The organism is Dyella sp. ASV21 (assembly GCF_016428975.1).
Classification (GTDB): Bacteria; Pseudomonadota; Gammaproteobacteria; order Xanthomonadales; family Rhodanobacteraceae; genus Dyella.
Genome location: NZ_JAELTT010000018.1, coordinates 21,939 through 37,110, shown reverse-complemented (window position 1 = coordinate 37,110; position 15,172 = coordinate 21,939). Strand labels below are relative to the sequence as shown.

Annotated in this window: 14 protein-coding genes and 1 other RNA gene; all 15 read right to left on the bottom strand. The window is 65.0% G+C overall.

The features are described 5' to 3' along the window. Positions 1–109: 109 nt before the first annotated feature. The 15 genes from ftsA to rnpB all read right to left on the bottom strand — a co-directional run bounded on the left by ftsA (position 110) and on the right by rnpB (position 15,123). Positions 110–1,342 (bottom strand): cell division protein FtsA, encoded by a 1,233-nt coding sequence (ftsA, locus tag JHD67_RS08465; protein ID WP_199098734.1) that lies wholly within the window; start codon positions 1,340–1,342, stop codon positions 110–112. Beyond that, positions 1,339–2,076 carry a cell division protein FtsQ/DivIB gene (locus JHD67_RS08460; protein WP_199098733.1) on the bottom strand — a complete coding sequence of 246 codons (738 nt, stop codon included), beginning with the start codon at positions 2,074–2,076 and terminating at the stop codon, positions 1,339–1,341. The genes ftsA and JHD67_RS08460 overlap by 4 nt, the downstream gene beginning before the upstream one ends. Further along, entirely contained in the window at positions 2,073–3,008 is a 936-nt protein-coding gene (locus JHD67_RS08455; protein WP_199098732.1) for a D-alanine--D-alanine ligase, read from the bottom strand. Before JHD67_RS08455 ends, JHD67_RS08460 begins: the two co-directional genes overlap by 4 nt. Beyond that, the gene (gene murC / locus JHD67_RS08450; protein WP_199098731.1) at positions 3,005–4,447 is read right to left on the bottom strand and encodes a UDP-N-acetylmuramate--L-alanine ligase; all 1,443 of its coding nucleotides are present in this window, start codon (positions 4,445–4,447) and stop codon (positions 3,005–3,007) included. Before murC ends, JHD67_RS08455 begins: the two co-directional genes overlap by 4 nt. Next, positions 4,444–5,511, bottom strand: a complete 1,068-nt coding sequence (murG, locus tag JHD67_RS08445; RefSeq protein ID WP_199098730.1) for an undecaprenyldiphospho-muramoylpentapeptide beta-N-acetylglucosaminyltransferase — start codon at positions 5,509–5,511, stop codon at positions 4,444–4,446. Before murG ends, murC begins: the two co-directional genes overlap by 4 nt. Next, positions 5,508–6,737, bottom strand: a complete 1,230-nt coding sequence (ftsW, locus tag JHD67_RS08440; RefSeq protein ID WP_199098729.1) for a putative lipid II flippase FtsW — start codon at positions 6,735–6,737, stop codon at positions 5,508–5,510. The genes murG and ftsW overlap by 4 nt, the downstream gene beginning before the upstream one ends. 2 nt (positions 6,738–6,739) lie before the next feature. Next, positions 6,740–7,840 carry a phospho-N-acetylmuramoyl-pentapeptide-transferase gene (mraY, locus tag JHD67_RS08435; protein WP_199098728.1) on the bottom strand — a complete coding sequence of 367 codons (1,101 nt, stop codon included), beginning with the start codon at positions 7,838–7,840 and terminating at the stop codon, positions 6,740–6,742. Continuing rightward, the gene (gene murF, locus JHD67_RS08430) at positions 7,830–9,200 is read right to left on the bottom strand and encodes a UDP-N-acetylmuramoyl-tripeptide--D-alanyl-D-alanine ligase (protein WP_199098727.1); all 1,371 of its coding nucleotides are present in this window, start codon (positions 9,198–9,200) and stop codon (positions 7,830–7,832) included. The genes mraY and murF overlap by 11 nt, the downstream gene beginning before the upstream one ends. Further along, entirely contained in the window at positions 9,197–10,669 is a 1,473-nt protein-coding gene (locus JHD67_RS08425) for a UDP-N-acetylmuramoyl-L-alanyl-D-glutamate--2,6-diaminopimelate ligase (protein ID WP_199098726.1), read from the bottom strand. Before JHD67_RS08425 ends, murF begins: the two co-directional genes overlap by 4 nt. Then, a complete protein-coding gene (locus JHD67_RS08420) occupies positions 10,666–12,480 on the bottom strand; it encodes a penicillin-binding protein 2 (protein ID WP_233171738.1) in 1,815 nt (604 codons plus the stop codon). The genes JHD67_RS08425 and JHD67_RS08420 overlap by 4 nt, the downstream gene beginning before the upstream one ends. Continuing rightward, positions 12,477–12,749, bottom strand: coding sequence for a cell division protein FtsL (ftsL, locus tag JHD67_RS08415; protein WP_199098725.1), 273 nt, complete (start codon positions 12,747–12,749; stop codon positions 12,477–12,479). Before ftsL ends, JHD67_RS08420 begins: the two co-directional genes overlap by 4 nt. Continuing rightward, a complete protein-coding gene (gene rsmH / locus JHD67_RS08410) occupies positions 12,746–13,675 on the bottom strand; it encodes a 16S rRNA (cytosine(1402)-N(4))-methyltransferase RsmH (protein ID WP_199098724.1) in 930 nt (309 codons plus the stop codon). Before rsmH ends, ftsL begins: the two co-directional genes overlap by 4 nt. A 20-nt stretch (positions 13,676–13,695) precedes the next feature. Next, the gene (locus JHD67_RS08405; RefSeq protein ID WP_199098723.1) at positions 13,696–13,851 is read right to left on the bottom strand and encodes a hypothetical protein; all 156 of its coding nucleotides are present in this window, start codon (positions 13,849–13,851) and stop codon (positions 13,696–13,698) included. 136 nt (positions 13,852–13,987) lie between these two features. Further along, positions 13,988–14,434: a division/cell wall cluster transcriptional repressor MraZ gene (gene mraZ / locus JHD67_RS08400; protein ID WP_199098722.1), complete on the bottom strand. Its 447-nt coding sequence runs from the start codon at positions 14,432–14,434 to the stop codon at positions 13,988–13,990. Positions 14,435–14,756: 322 nt separating this feature from the next. Beyond that, positions 14,757–15,123, bottom strand: an RNA gene (rnpB, locus tag JHD67_RS08395) — RNase P RNA component class A. Positions 15,124–15,172: the final 49 nt, after the last annotated feature.

Here is a 15,172-nt window from a genome sequence, read left to right as displayed (position 1 = left end):
TCCGTAGAGCATCGTTGTCGTTGTAACCGCAGGTGTCGACGTTCCTGTCGCCCCTTGGTGGCGGACGAACATCCCTTCGTCCATGGCGAGGCTTCCTGCCCCACCCAAATCAGAAATTCTTGGTAATCCAGCCGCGCAACTTGTCGACCAAGCCACCGACACTGCCGCCGGTGGAGCCGTTCATGCGCACGCCGCCCGCACGCGAGCCGTGCAACAGCAGGCCCACGCCCGTGGAATGCAGCGGATTGGTGACGACTTCGCCCAGGCCACTCACGTGCTGCGGCACGCCAATGCGCACCATCTTGTGGAAAATCTCCTCGGCCAGTTCCAGCGCACCTTCCATGCGCGAAGCGCCCCCGGTGAGCACCACGCCGGCCGCTACCAGGCTTTCGTAACCGGAGCGGCGCAGCTCGTCCTGCACCATTTCGAAGATTTCCTCGTAGCGCGCCTGCACCGACTGCGCCAGCGACTGGCGCGCCAGGCGGCGCGGCGGGCGATCGCCCACGCTGGGCACCTGGATGGTTTCCTCGGCATGCGCCAGCTGCGCCAGCGCGCAGGCATATTTGATCTTGATCTCCTCGGCATGCGCCGTCGGCGTGTGCACGCCGTAGGCGATGTCGTTGGTGACCTGGTCACCGCCCACCGGCAACGACTTGGTATAGCGGATCGCGCCCTGGGTGTAGATGGAGATGTCGGTGGTGCCCGCACCGATATCGACCAGGCATACGCCCAGTTCGCGCTCGTCGTCGGTTAGCACCGACTTGGCGCTGGCCACCGCGGAGGGCACCAGTTCGTCCACGGTGAGACCACAGCGCTGGATGCACTTGCTGATGTTCTGCACGGCGGCGGCAGCACCGGTGACCAGGTGCACGCTCGCCTCCAGGCGCACGCCACTCATACCTACCGGCGAGCGGATGCCGTCCTGGCCATCGATGCGGTATTCCTGCGACTCCTTATAGAGAACCTTGCGGTCGGCCGGAATGGCCACGGCACTGGCCGCCTCCAGTACCTGCTCCAGATCGCCCGGGGTCACTTCGCGGTCGCGGATGGCCGCGGTGCCATGCGAGTTCTTGGTTTCCAGGTGGCTGCCGGAGATCGAGGCATACACCGAGCGGATGTCGCAACCAGCCATCAGCTCGGCTTCTTCCACCGCGCGCTGAATCGAGTGCACGGTGGATTCGATATCCACCACCGAGCCGCGCTTCATGCCGCGCGAAACGTGCGTGCCGATGCCGATCACTTCGATCGGTTCGCCTGGCTCGTACTCGCCCACAATCGCCACCACTTTCGAGGTGCCGATGTCGAGGCCGACCACCAGTTGCTTGTCGTTCTTGGTCTTCATGTGCGGGGTGAGCCTCCAGCGTTCACGGTGCTCGCCTGGGGCGGCCATCGAACGGCAAATCCATTGGTGTAACGAAGATCGGCATAGGCAAAACCATCGGCGTGGCCTGCCATCAGCTGCGGATAAACATCGAGGAAGCGACGCAGACGGCGCCCGGCCTGGTCGCGGTCGCCCACGACGATCTGCGCGCCGCTGCTCGTGGTGAGACTCCAGCTGCCGCGCTCGGTCAGCGCGACGCCGGTAATTTTCAGGTGCGTGTTGGCGAACGCCTTTTGCGTCTCCGCGTAGAAGCTCACCACCTCGGCCAGACGCGCGTCGGGGCCGTGCAGATTCGGCAAATCGGTGTTGGCTTCCGTATCGGGCACCTGGAACACCAGACCCTGACGGCTGATCAGCTTGTCGTCGTTCCAGCGTGCAAACGGCTGACGCTCGTAGATGCGCAGGATCAACGTATCGGGCCAGCGCTTGCGCGCTTCCACCGACTCCACCCACGGCAGCGCGGCCACGGCCTTCTGTACGCCATCCAGGTCGAGCGCAAAGAACCCTTTGCCGAGACGCGGCATGACGACCGCACGGAGTTCGTCCGGCGTCACATGCTTGAACTCGGCTTGCACCGTCAACTGGGTCACCGGCCAGCGATTGGCCGCAAACCATCCGCGCAGCACGCCGACGATCGGCAGCGCCACGAGCGCGATGGCCAGAACCCAGGCAACGAGGCGGATGGTTCCCCTCACGCGTCCTCCCGGAAACTGGTTTCCAGCACGCGCCAGCACAGCGTCTCGTAATCGATGCCGGCTGCCGCGGCAGCCTTGGGCACCAGCGAATGGGAGGTCATGCCCGGCGCGGTATTCACTTCCAAGAGCCAGTTGCGGCCCTCGCGGTCGCGCATGATGTCCACACGGCCCCAGCCCGAGCAGGCCAGCGCATCGAACGCGCGCAGCGCCAATGCCTGCATCTCGCGCTCGGCTTCGCCCTCAAGGCCCGGACAGATGTATCGGGTGTCTTCGGCGATGTACTTGGCGTTGTAATCGTAGTACTCGCCCGTGGGTACGATGTTGATGGTGGCCAGCACCTGGCGATCGAGCACGCCCACGGTGTACTCACCGCCTTCGATCAGCGTTTCCATCAGCAGGTCGCCCGGGTAGCGATGGGCCAGCGCCACCGCCTCATCCAGGTCGGCTTCCTTGAACACGCGGGTGACACCCACGCTGGAGCCTTCCCAGGCGGGCTTCACGATCAGGGGAAAACCGATCTCGCGTGCGGCGGCGTGCACATCGGCGCCGCGCGGCAGTGCCTTGAAGCGCGGCGTGGGCAAACCCAGCGCCTGCCACACCAGCTTGGCGCGAATCTTGTCCAGCGAAAGCGCTGAGCCCAGCACGCCCGAACCGGTAAAGGGAATGCGCAGCGCTTGCAGCGCGCCCTGCAGTTCGCCGTTCTCGCCGCCACCGCCGTGCAGGATGTTGAACACGCGGGCGAAGTGGCCTGCGCGCACGGCATCGAGAAGCGCCGGGATGCCATCGATGGCATGCGCATCGACGCCGCGCGCCTTGAGCGCGGCCAGCACATTGCGGCCGGAGTCCAGCGACACTTCGCGCTCGGCGGAGCTGCCACCCATTACGACGGCGACGCGGCCAAACTGGGCGGTATCGGTGATGGTCTTGCTCATGCTTTGCTCGTCTTCAGTTGACCGGCCTGCGCCAGTTCCACCGCCGCCGCGCCGATGTCGCCAGCGCCCAGCAGCAGCAACAAATCGCCGTCGCGCAGCAGCGCGGGCAGCGTGTCTTTGAGGTCACGCGGGTGATCGACCAACACGGGATCGACCTTGCCGCGCGCGCGCACCGCGCGAGCCAGGGCACGCCCATCGGCGCCCGCGATCGGCGTTTCGCCAGCGGCATACACTTCAGTCAGCACCAGCACGTCGGCTTCGGCCAATACGTTGGCAAAGTCATCCAGCAGATCGCGGGTGCGGCTATAGCGATGCGGCTGGAAGCCCACCACCAGGCGACGATCCGGCCAGCCACCGCGAGCCGCGGCGAACACGGCAGCCAACTCGCGCGGGTGATGGCCGTAGTCGTCCACAAGCAACGCCGTGCCCTTGTCCAGTGCGATCTCGCCACGGCGGTGGAAGCGGCGCCCCACACCCTGGAAGTTTTGCAGCGCGCGCGCGATCGCCTCGGCCTCCACGCCCAGCTGCCAACCGATGGAGGCAGCGGCCAGCGCATTGAGCACGTTGTGGCGCCCCGGCAGGTTCAGCTTGACGGGCAGCGCGTCGGCGCGCCCCGGCAGCCACAGGTCAAAATGCATTTCGAAGCCATGCTGCGAAAGGTTGCTCGCACGCACGTCGGCGTCCGCCGTGTCGATGCCGTAGGTCATCACGCGGCGCGTGGTGGACTTGGCCAGTTCAGCCACTTCCGGATCGTCCATGCACAGCACGGCCAGACCGTAGAACGGCAGGCGATGCAGGAAGTCGCTGAAGGCCTTCTTCACCAGGGCGAAGTCGCCGTTGTAGTTCTCCAGGTGATCGGCGTCGATGTTGGTGACGGCCGCGATCACCGGCGAGAGCATGAGGAAGGACCCGTCGGATTCGTCCGCCTCGGCCACCAGGTACTGGCCGGTGCCCAAGCGCGCATTGGCGCCTGCGGCATTGAGCTGACCACCGATAACGAAAGTCGGATCGTAATTGGCCTCGGCCAGCACACTGGCCGCCAAGCTGGTGGTGGTGGTCTTGCCGTGGGTACCGGCGATGGCGATACCGCGACGGAAGCGCATCAATTCGCCCAGCATTTCCGCGCGCGGCACCACCGGAATGCGCGCCGCACGGGCAGCGACCAACTCCGGGTTGTCCGCGTGAATGGCACTGGAGGTAACCACCACGTCGGCATCGCCGATGTGCTCGGCCGCGTGGCCTACGTGCACTTCGATACCCAACTGGGCCAGGCGCTGGGCGGTGGCCGAGTTGGCACGGTCCGAGCCGGAAACGGCATAGCCAAGGTTGTGCAGCACTTCGGCGATACCGCTCATGCCCACGCCGCCGATGCCAATGAAATGCACGCGGCGGAAGGTGGTCATCAAGTCTTCATGAGCGAGCAGGCGGCGCGGCGTCATGCGGCCACCTCCACGCAGGCGCGCGCGATCACCGCCGCCGCATCGGGCTTGGCGAGCGTACGGGCGGCTTCGCCCATCGCTATCAATCGTTCGCGATTTTCCAGCAGCGCTTCCAGGCGCTGCGCCAACTGCTGTACGTCCAGATCCTTCTCCTGCATCAACTCGGCCGCATGCGCGGCGACCAGCGCTTCGGCATTGCGGGTTTGGTGGTCATCCACCGCATACGGGAACGGCACCAGCACAGCGCCCAGGCCCGCGGCGGTGAGTTCGGCCAGGGTGAGCGCGCCGGCGCGACACACCGCGAGGTCGGCCCAGGCATAGGTGCCGGCCATGTCTTCGATAAAGGGCACGATCTGCGCTTCGACGCCTGCCTTGGCATAGGCTTCGCGCGCTTCGTCAATGCCGCGATTGCCACATTGGTGCAGCACGTCCGGGCGCTGCGTCGGCGACACCAAGGCCAGCGCCTGCGGCAGCGCCAGGTTCAGCGCGCGCGCCCCCAGGCTGCCGCCCAGCACCAGCAAGCGCGGACGACTGCTACGACCGGCCATGCGTTCACGGGGCGCCGGCAGCGAGGCAATGGCACCACGTACGGGATTGCCCACCCATTCGGCACCCGGCAACGCATCGCTGAAACCTGCCAGCACCCGCTGAGCGTGCGCGGCGAGCTTGCGATTGGTGAAACCGGCCACGCGATTCTGCTCATGCACCAGCAATGGGCGACGGGTAAGGCGCGCGGCCACGCCGCCCGGGCCAGCCACATAACCGCCCATGGAGAGCACGCTGCGCGGCTTGACCTTGCGCAATACACGCAGCGAGGCGAGCAAGGCACGCGCCAGCATCAGCGGCGCCAGCAAACGCGTTTTCAGGCCCTTACCGCGCAAACCGCCCACCGGCACGGTGATCAGCTCCACGCCATGCGCCGGTACCACGCGTGTTTCCATGCCACCCTCGGCACCCAGCCACACGACCGGCACGCCCTGCGCACGCAGCGCCTCGGCCACGGCAAGGCCCGGGAAGATATGTCCGCCAGTACCGCCGGCCATGATCAACACCGGCGCGTTCATGGCGTCACCATCCCGCCAGCCACTGCTGGATTGGCATCGGGCACGGCGTTGACAGGGTTGCGCGCAGCCATTTGGCGCGCGTCCATGGCGCGATTGATTTCGTAGGTCGTGCGCAGCAGCACGCCGGCCATGGCGCAGGTGAGCACGATGGACGAACCGCCATAGCTGATCAGCGGCAGGGTCAGGCCTTTGGTCGGCAGCGCACCCAGGTTCACGCCAATCGACACCATGGTCTGCATGGCCAGCATCAAGGAGATGCCAAACGCGACATAGCCAGCGAAACGCTGGCCCATCTCCACACCCTTCAGGCCCATGTAGAGGCCGCGACCCACGGCCAGCGCGAACAGGCCCATCACCAGCAGGATGCCGGCCAGACCAAGTTCCTCGGAAATCACCGCAAAGATGAAGTCGGTGTGCGCTTCAGGCAGATAGGAGAGCTTGAGCACGCTCGAACCCAGGCCCACGCCGGTCCACTCGCCACGGCCGATGGCCATCAGTGACTGGGTGAGCTGGAAACCATCGTTGAACGGATCGGCCCAGGGATCGATAAAAGAGGTGAGGCGACGCATGCGATACGGCTCGAACTTCGCCACGAACCACAACAGCGCCACCACCGGCAGGCCCATCAGGCCCAGGTAAACCGGTTTGGCGCCGCCCAGCCAGATCATGCCGATGGTCACTGCGATCATCAGCGTGGCCGAGCCGAAGTCCGGCTGCAGCAGCAACAGCACGACGAACATGCCGGCCACCATGATCGGTTTGAACAGGCCCCAGAACGAGGTTTCCACGCTCTCGCGGTGACGAATGAGGTAGCTGGCGGTGTACACCACCATGATCAGCTTCACGGCCTCTACCGGCTGGAAGCTGGTGATCAAGAAGTTCAGCCAGCGACGCGCGCCGTTGATGCGCATGCCGATACCCGGCACGAATACCATCAACAGCAACAGCACGGCACCGCCAAGCAGCAGGTAGGCATGCTTTTCCAGCAGCTTCAGCTCGGTGCGCATGGCGATACCCGCCAGCACCATGCCCAGGCTGAGGAACAGCAGGTGCTTCTTCAAAAAGTAGAACGCGCCTATGTGCTGGCTGTCGGCCACGGCAATGGAACTGGAGGTGACCATCACCACGCCAATGCTGGCCAAACCGACGAGCGCAACCACCAGCGGCATATCGAAGCTGCCGCGGGGTCCTTGTCGTCGCTTGGCCTGGGTGGTGTCCAAGAGCATGATCAGCGCACCTTCAACGTGGCGAGGCCAATCAGCACCAGTACGACGCTGATGATCCAGAAACGCACGATCACACGCGGCTCGGGCCAGCCCTTGAGTTCAAAGTGATGATGGATCGGCGCCATGCGGAACACGCGCTTGCCGGTCATCTTGAAGCTGGCGACCTGGATCATCACCGAGGCGGTTTCCATCACGAATACGCCGCCCATCACCAGCAGCACGATCTCCTGGCGCACGATGACGGCAATGGCCGCCAGCGCGGCGCCAATGGCGAGCGCGCCCACATCGCCCATGAACACCTGGGCGGGATACGTGTTGAACCAGAGAAAGCCAAGGCCTGCGCCGGATAGCGCGCCACAGAAAATCGCCAGCTCGCCCGCGCCCGGAATAGAGGGAATGCCGAGGTATTCGGAGAACACCTTGTTGCCGGCCAGGTAGGCGAATATGCCCAGCGCGCCCGAGACCAGCACGGTCGGCATGATGGCCAGGCCATCCAGGCCGTCGGTGAGGTTCACCGCGTTGGAGAAGCCCACGATCATGAAATAGGCAACCACCACAAACAGGATGCCCAGCGGAATGGCCACCTGCTTGAACAGCGGCAAGTACAGCGCCGTCTCGGCGACCGGCAGGCTGCCGGTCGCCTGCGGTGCGGTGTAATAGAGGAACAGCGCGGCAGCCAGGCCAAACACGGACTGCCAGAAATACTTCCAGCGCGAGGCCAGACCGCGGCTGTCCTTCAGCACCAGCTTCTTGTAGTCGTCATAAAAGCCGATCACGCCGAAGCACAGCAGCACCGCCAGCACCAGCCACACGTAGCGGTTGTGCAGGTCGGTCCACAACAAGGTGGACAGCGTCACCGCCAGCAGGATCATGACGCCACCCATGGTCGGCGTGCCGGCCTTGGACAGATGCGTCTGCGGACCATCCTTGCGCACCACCTGGCCGGCCTTGAGATCAGCCAGCTTGCGGATGAGGTTGGGACCGAACAACAGCGACATCGCCAGCGCGGTGAGCGCGGCCATGATGGTGCGGAAGGTGATGTACTGGAACAGGTGCAAGGCGGTGAAGTGCCGTGCCATCCAGTCTGCGAGTTCAAGCAGCATTGGATGTGCCCTCCCCATTTGCCTTGTTGTTACGAAGTGCAGCGACCACCTGATCCATGCCCGACGAGCGCGAGCCCTTGATCAGGCAGGTGACGCCGCCGTGCAGGTGTTGCTGGAGCGCGGCGATCAGCGCCGTCTTATCGTTGAAATGCTCAGCGCCTTGGCCGAAGGCCTTGATCGCCGCGGCACTCAGGGGGCCTACCGCAAACAGGCGATCGATGCCGCGCTGGTGGGCGCGCTCGCCGATGCCCGCATGCAGGGCGGAGGCGTTGTCGCCCAGTTCGGCCATATCGCCCAGCACCAGCCAACGCTCGCCCGAAGCCAGCGCCAGCGTATCAATGGCCGCACCGACGGAGCCGGGGTTGGCGTTGTAGCTGTCGTCGATCAGTGTCCAGCCGCCGCTCATGCGCTCGAACTGCAGTCGTCCGGCCACGCCGGGAACCTGTTCGAGGCCTTCCACGATGGTGTCCAGCGGCACATCCAGCGCCAACGCAATCGATGCCGCCGCCAGCGCATTGGCAATGTTGTGGCGCCCCGCCAGTGGCAGCTGTACTTCGGCATCGCCCACTGGGGTGCTCAGCAGAAAGTGCGAGCCGTCCACACGCTGGGCGAGGATGTCCGCACCCACGTCAGCCTTGTGGTCCAGCCCAAAGCGCAGCTGGCGACGCGTGCCGGCGAGGCCCGCGAAGAAACTGGCGAACGCATCGTCCGCATTGATGATCGCCACGCCATCCACCGGCAGCGCCTGGTACAGCGCGCCCTTGGTCTCGGCCACGCCTTCCACGCTACCCATGCGCTCAAGATGCGCTGGCGCGATGGTGTTCACGAGGCCGATATCGGGCCGCGCAATGGCAGCGAGATAAGCAATGTCGCCCGGCTTGCCCGCGCCCATCTCCAGCACGGCGTATTCGGTGTCCTGCGGCATCGCCAACAGGGTGAGCGGCAGGCCCAGCTCGTTGTTGTAGTTGCCCGCGTTGACGTGGGTACGGCCGTGGCGCGACAGGATGGACGCTGTCAGTGTCTTCACCGTGGTCTTGCCGTTGGAGCCGGTAATGCCGATCACCCGGACATTGCCCTGCGCGCGCACGGCACTGGCCAGATCGCCCAGGGCAAGCTCGCTATCGTCCACCAGCACTTGCGGCAGGTCGAAATCCACCTTGCGCGTGACCAGCGCAGCCACTGCACCGCGCGCCTTGGCTTCGGCGAGGAAATCGTGCCCATCCACGCGCTCGCCCTTGATGGCAACGAACAGGTTGCCCGGCTGCAGCTTGCGCGTGTCGATGGCGACGCCGCTGGCTTCCACGTCCGTGCCGATCAGGCGACCACGAGTCCACAGGGCAATGGCGCTCAGGCGCATCATGCGTGCACCTCCAGCGCGTGACGGGCGACCGCCAGGTCATCGAACGGACGCTTGCCTTGCGCGCCCTCCTGATAGGTTTCATGCCCCTTGCCGGCGATCAGCACCACGTCGCCTGCCTGCGCGGCAGCGAGGGCTTGCTGGATCGCCTCGGCGCGGTCGCGCTGCACGATGGCATCCCGCGGGTGCGCCAGGCCAGCGACAATCTGGGCGACGATGGTGTCGCCGTCTTCCCCGCGCGGGTTGTCGTCGGTCACGATGATGCGGTCGGCTAGACGCTCGGCAATGGCGCCCATCTGAGGACGCTTGCCTGCATCGCGCTCGCCGCCGCAGCCGAACACGCAGATCAGGCGACCCTCGCAGTGCGAGCGCAGTGCGTTGAGCGCCTGCTCCAGCGCGTCCGGGGTGTGAGCGTAATCGACCACGACCAGCGGCAGGCCATCGTTGCCGCCCAGGCGATTCATGCGGCCATTGATCGGCGCCAGCGCCTCCACCGCCTCGACAATGCGCTGGAACGATTCGCCCAGTGCCCCCAGGCTAGCCACCACGGCCAGCAGGTTGGCTACGTTGAAGCGCCCCAGCAAACGGCTGCGCACCGCCTGCGTGCCCCACGGCGTGTGCAGGGTAAAGGCCAGCCCTTCGGCGGAAGTGACCACCTCGGTGGCGCGGATCTCCGCCGCGACATCGCCCTCCGCGCTAAGACGCAGCACGCGCTTGCCGGCAGGCATCTGCGTGGCGAGCGTGCGACCGAAGGCGTCGTCGATATTGATGGCCGCTGCCTTGAGCGTCGGCCATGCGAACAGCTTGGCCTTGGCCGCGCCGTAGGCTTCCATGCTGCCGTGGTAGTCGAGATGGTCGCGGGTGAGGTTGGTAAACGCGGCCACTTCGAAAGCCATCGACGCCACGCGCCCTTGTTCCAGCGCGTGCGAGGACACCTCCATCGCCACATGGCTGGCGCCCTGCTCGCGGAATGAGGCAAGCAGGCCCTGCACGCTGATGGCGTCGGGCGTGGTGCGCTCACCTTCGCTGATCTGCCCATGCAGGCCCGCACCCAGCGTGCCGATGGTGGCGGCGCGATGACCCAGATGCTCCAGCGCCTGGGCCAGCAGCTGCACCGTGGAGGTTTTGCCGTTGGTACCGGTTACCCCGATCACGTGCAGCGCTTCCGAGGGTCGATCGAAAAAGCGCGCGGCTATCTCGCCAACCTGACTATGCAGGCCGTCGATCCACAGCACGGGCACATCCAGCTCCGTCACATCGGTCGCCGGCGCCTCGGCCAATACCACCCGCGCACCGCGCGCCACCGCGCCCGGCGCAAAGTGGATGCCGTGCTCGCGTGTGCCGCGCAGCGCGAAAAACGCGTCGCCGGCGCGCACCTGGCGCGAGTCCAGCGTGAGGCCCGAAACGACGATATCGCCGACACCAGGGGTATCGGCGATGCCGTGGAGCAATTGGTCGAGGCGGGCGCTCATGGCGTCGCGCCTTCGATCGGTGCGTCATCCACCGTTTCCACGGTGGGCTGTTTGTTGCCAATCAAACCATTCTGTCCTTGCAGCGGTCCGCCGACATACCAGCGGCCGATGTTGTCGGGGGGCACGTCCATGAGGCGCAAGGCGCCATCCATGACCTTGGCGAATACGGGGCCGGACACCAGCGCGCCGTAGTAACTGCCCTTCTTCGGATTGTCGATCACCACCACCGCTGCCATGCGCGGGTTGGATGCCGGCACGATGCCTGCGAAGGCGGCGCTGTAATTGTTCTTGGAATAGCCGCCGGCCGCGGCCTTGTGGGCCGTGCCGGTTTTGCCGGCGACGGCGTAGTTGGCAATCCACGCATACGGTGCCGCGGTGCCGCCCGGCTGGGTCACCGACACCAGCATCTGCACCAATTCGTTGGCGATCTTGGGATCGACGATCTGCTTGGCTTCGTTGTCCGAGCCCTTCACGAAAGTGGGCAGATGCATCACCCCGTTATCGGCGATGGTGGCGTAGCCATTGGCCAACTGCAGCGGCGTGACGTTGAGGCCGTAGCCATAAGCCAGAATGGCCTTTTCCAACATGCCCCAGCCCTTGCCGGCCTTGAGGTAGCCAGAGGCCTCGCCAGGGAAGCCGCTATTGGTGCTGGAACCAAATCCAAAAGCGCGATAGGTGTCGTACATCAAGCCGGTATCCAGCGTCATCGCCACCTTGGCGGCGCCGATATTGCTGGACTTGGCGAGGATGCCGGTGGGCGACAGCATGCCGTAGGCATGCGTATCGCGGATATCGTGCGAGATGTAATAGAAATGGCCGTTACCCGTGTCGATCAGCGGCCCCGTCGGCGTGTATTTGCCGCTGGACAACGCCGCAGCCATCACGAACGGCTTGATGGTGGAGCCCGGCTCCACCACGTCGGTCATCGCCCGGTTGCGACGGCTGGACGGGCTGCTGCTACGCAGCGCGTTCGGGTTGTAGGTTGGCCAGTTCACCATGGCGAGGATTTCGCCGGTGCGCACGTCGATGATCACCATGGAGCCGGAGTCCGCGTCGGACTGCTCGATGGTGTTCTTCAATTCGTTATAGGCAAGGAACTGGACGCGGCGATCGATGCTGAGCGTGATGTCGCGACCCGGTTGCGGCGCCTTCACCAGCTCCACGTCTTCCACCACGTGCCCCATGCGATCGCGGATCACGCGCTTGGCACCCGGCTTGCCGGCGAGCCAATCGTCAAAGGCCAGCTCCAGGCCTTCCTGGCCATGGTCGTCGATATTGGTGAAGCCCAACACATGCGCCATTACCGGACCGGAGGGATAGAAGCGGCGGAATTCACGCTGCCCGTTCACGCCCGGCACGGCGAGGTCCAGCACCGCCTGCGCCGCATCGGGCGACATCTGGCGCTTGAGGTAGACGAACTCGCGCTCCGATCGCTGCACCAAGTATTGCTTGAGTGCATCCGCGTCCATGCCGATGGCGGCGGCCAAGGCGGGCAGCTTGCTCTCGTTGTCCAGTACTTCGGCGGGATTGGCCCAGATCGAGACCACCGGGGTGGACACCGCCAGCGGCTCGCCGTTGCGGTCGAAGATGGTGCCGCGCGACACCGCAATCGGCACCTCGCGAAGAATGCGCGCGTCAGCCTGGTTCTGGTAGAAACCCTTGCGCACCACTTGCATGTCGAACGCACGCGCTACCAGGCCCAAGGAGGCCAGGCCAAGCACGGCCACCACCAGCACCATGCGGTTGCGGACGCTGGGACCGGCGTTGCGGCGACGGGAGGGGTGGAGGGCCGGACGCGGGCGCGACTTCATCGACGCACCAGCTGGATGTCTTGCGGCTTGGGATTGACCATGCCCAGCTTTTGCCGCGACTCGTCATCCACGCGACGCGGCTCGGCCCAGGTGGCCTGTTCCAATTCCAGCTTGCCGTACTCGACATTGATTTCATCGCGCTGGTTCTGCAGGCGGGTCAGCTCGACAAACAGCACGCGGCTCTCATAGCGCGTCCAGACCACGGCAATGGCGCTGCACAGCACCGCCGCGACCAGGATCAGCATGAAGAGGCCGCCGAGGACTTTCATCCAAGCTTCTCCGCCACACGCAGCACCGCCGAGCGGGAGCGCGGATTGACGGCCAGCTCGGCCTCGGACGGAAACTGAGCCTTGCCCACCGGCGCCAGGCGCGCAGGCGCAGCCTCTACCGGCGGACCACGGCGACTACCCTGCACACGGCCAGAGTGATCGCGGATAAACAGCTTCACGGCGCGATCTTCCAGCGAGTGGAAGCTGATGATGGAAAGACGCCCGCCCACCTTGAGCAGCGACAGCGCCGACTGGAGCGCCTGATCAAGTGCCTCCAGCTCGCCATTCACGCGAATTCGCAGCGCCTGAAAGCTGCGCGTGGCCGGGTGCTTGCCTGGTTCGCGGCGGCCCACCACGCGCTCGATCAGCGCAGCCAGCTCGCCGGTGCGGGTGATCGGGTTTTCGGTGCGATCTTCGACGATGGCGCGAGCGATCTTGCGACTGAAACGTTCGTCGCCGTAGTTCCACAGCACGTCGGCAATCTCGCGCTCACTGGCGTGAGCCAGGAAGTCGGCCGCACTTTCGCCCTGCGTGGTATCCATGCGCATGTCCAGCGGCGCATCCGCCATGAAACTGAAACCGCGCGCGGCTTCGTCCAGCTGCGGCGAGGACACGCCCAGGTCGAGCAGGATGCCGTCGAGGCCAGTCGCGGTTTCGTCCCACTCGGCCATGCTGGAAAAATTGGCGTGACGGATGGAAACACGCGGGTCATCGCCAAATTCCGCGTTAGCGGTGGCAATGGCCTGCGGATCGCGATCCATCAGCAACAGGCGCCCCTCGGGGCCCAGGCGCGACAGCACGGCGCGGGCGTGACCGCCGCGTCCAAAGGTGCCATCGAGATAACGCCCGCCTGCATGCACGGCGAGTCCCTCCACTGCTTCACCCAGCATCACCGGGATGTGCACCAACTGAGAGCCTGATTCCATGTTTCGAGTCGTTCGCGTTGTCATGCTGTCGTTGTCAGGTGGTAGTGCGAGGCACCGATCAGGGTGGTTTCCTGATCAAGCCGCGCGCTGCCGCATGACTGCCACAGCATGCCAACCCACAGGGCCGGGCCTGTCAGCTCCCAAGGCTTGGTCATCGTTCGGTTGTGTATCGACATACACTCCCTCACTCTTCCTTGCCTTGCGTGCAAACAGCTCCCGGCGCGAGCCACTCGAAACATGGATCCAGGCTCTTGGCCATGCCGCACTCCCGCTCCCGTCCCGTTAACTGCACTGCGCCGTAACCGGTGCCGGTTACAGCGACAGCTCCGCCATCTCGTCAGTGATCTCGTCTTCGCCGATGGTCTGGCGGATCTTGGCCAGGTGAGCCTGTTCGCTCCAAAGCTCGAACTTGTTGCCCATACCCAGCAGAACCGCCTTCTTTTCGATACCCGTGGTGGCGCGCTGGCTGGCCGGCAGCAAGAGGCGCGCGGCGCTGTCGGGCTCGACCACCGCAGCGGCACCCACCAGCTTCATCTGCATATCGCGATGAGCTGCCTTGACCTTGGACAGCGCGTTGACCTGGTCGCGCACCTTCTCCCACTCCGCGTACGGGAACAGCCACAGGCAGCCCGACTCGAAGGGGTTGTAGGTGATCACCAGACGATTGGCGCAGGCGTCGGCCACCAACTCGCGATACGCGGTCGGAATGGCCAGCCGGCCTTTGTCGTCAACGGTGATAGCGGTTTCGCCTTGGAACACGACCGATAGGCTCCACGAATTCCCACGATTTCACACAGGAACCCACGATAGTCTCGCCCCCTGAGACTGTCAAGGGAATTTTGCTTGTGAATCAATGAGAAAGGCGGTGATCTGGCAGTAATTCCAGCCTTTTATGAGGAAACACCCGAAGGTGTTTGAATGGCTGGGATTTTTTCAAATTGCCCGCCACCTCGCCGGCCTTCCACAGGGCCCCATCGGGGCACACCGGCCTGGGTGGTATGAACCGACTGTTCATGCCCATCGCCGCACACCCGCCACCGCCTGGTCCGAAGGGACTCAGGGATGGCGAGCGGCGTGAAGGAGGTGGAGTCGGCCTGTAAGCCGGGTTCTGTACGCCTTGCGGCGCGACAGTCATTCCTCTCGGCCTGGCGTCACCGCCAGGCTCCAGCAACCTACCCGGGAACAACGCGGGCCGCGTTATCGTTCCCCTATTCGGTCTTGCTCCAGGTGGGGTTTACCGTGCCATGCGGCGTTAGCCCCGCACGCGGTGCGCTCTTACCGCACCCTTTCACCCTTACCACGCGCACCCGAAAGTGCCGTTCGGCGGTCTGCTCTCTGTTGCACTGGCCGTCAGCTCACGCTGCCCAGGCGTTACCTGGCACCTTGCCCTACGGAGCCCGGACTTTCCTCGATGCGCTTGCGCGCGACGCGACTGTCCGGCCGACTCCAAGACGCATTGTAGAGGATTGCGCCGCTCAAAGGGCCTGAGAAGACACC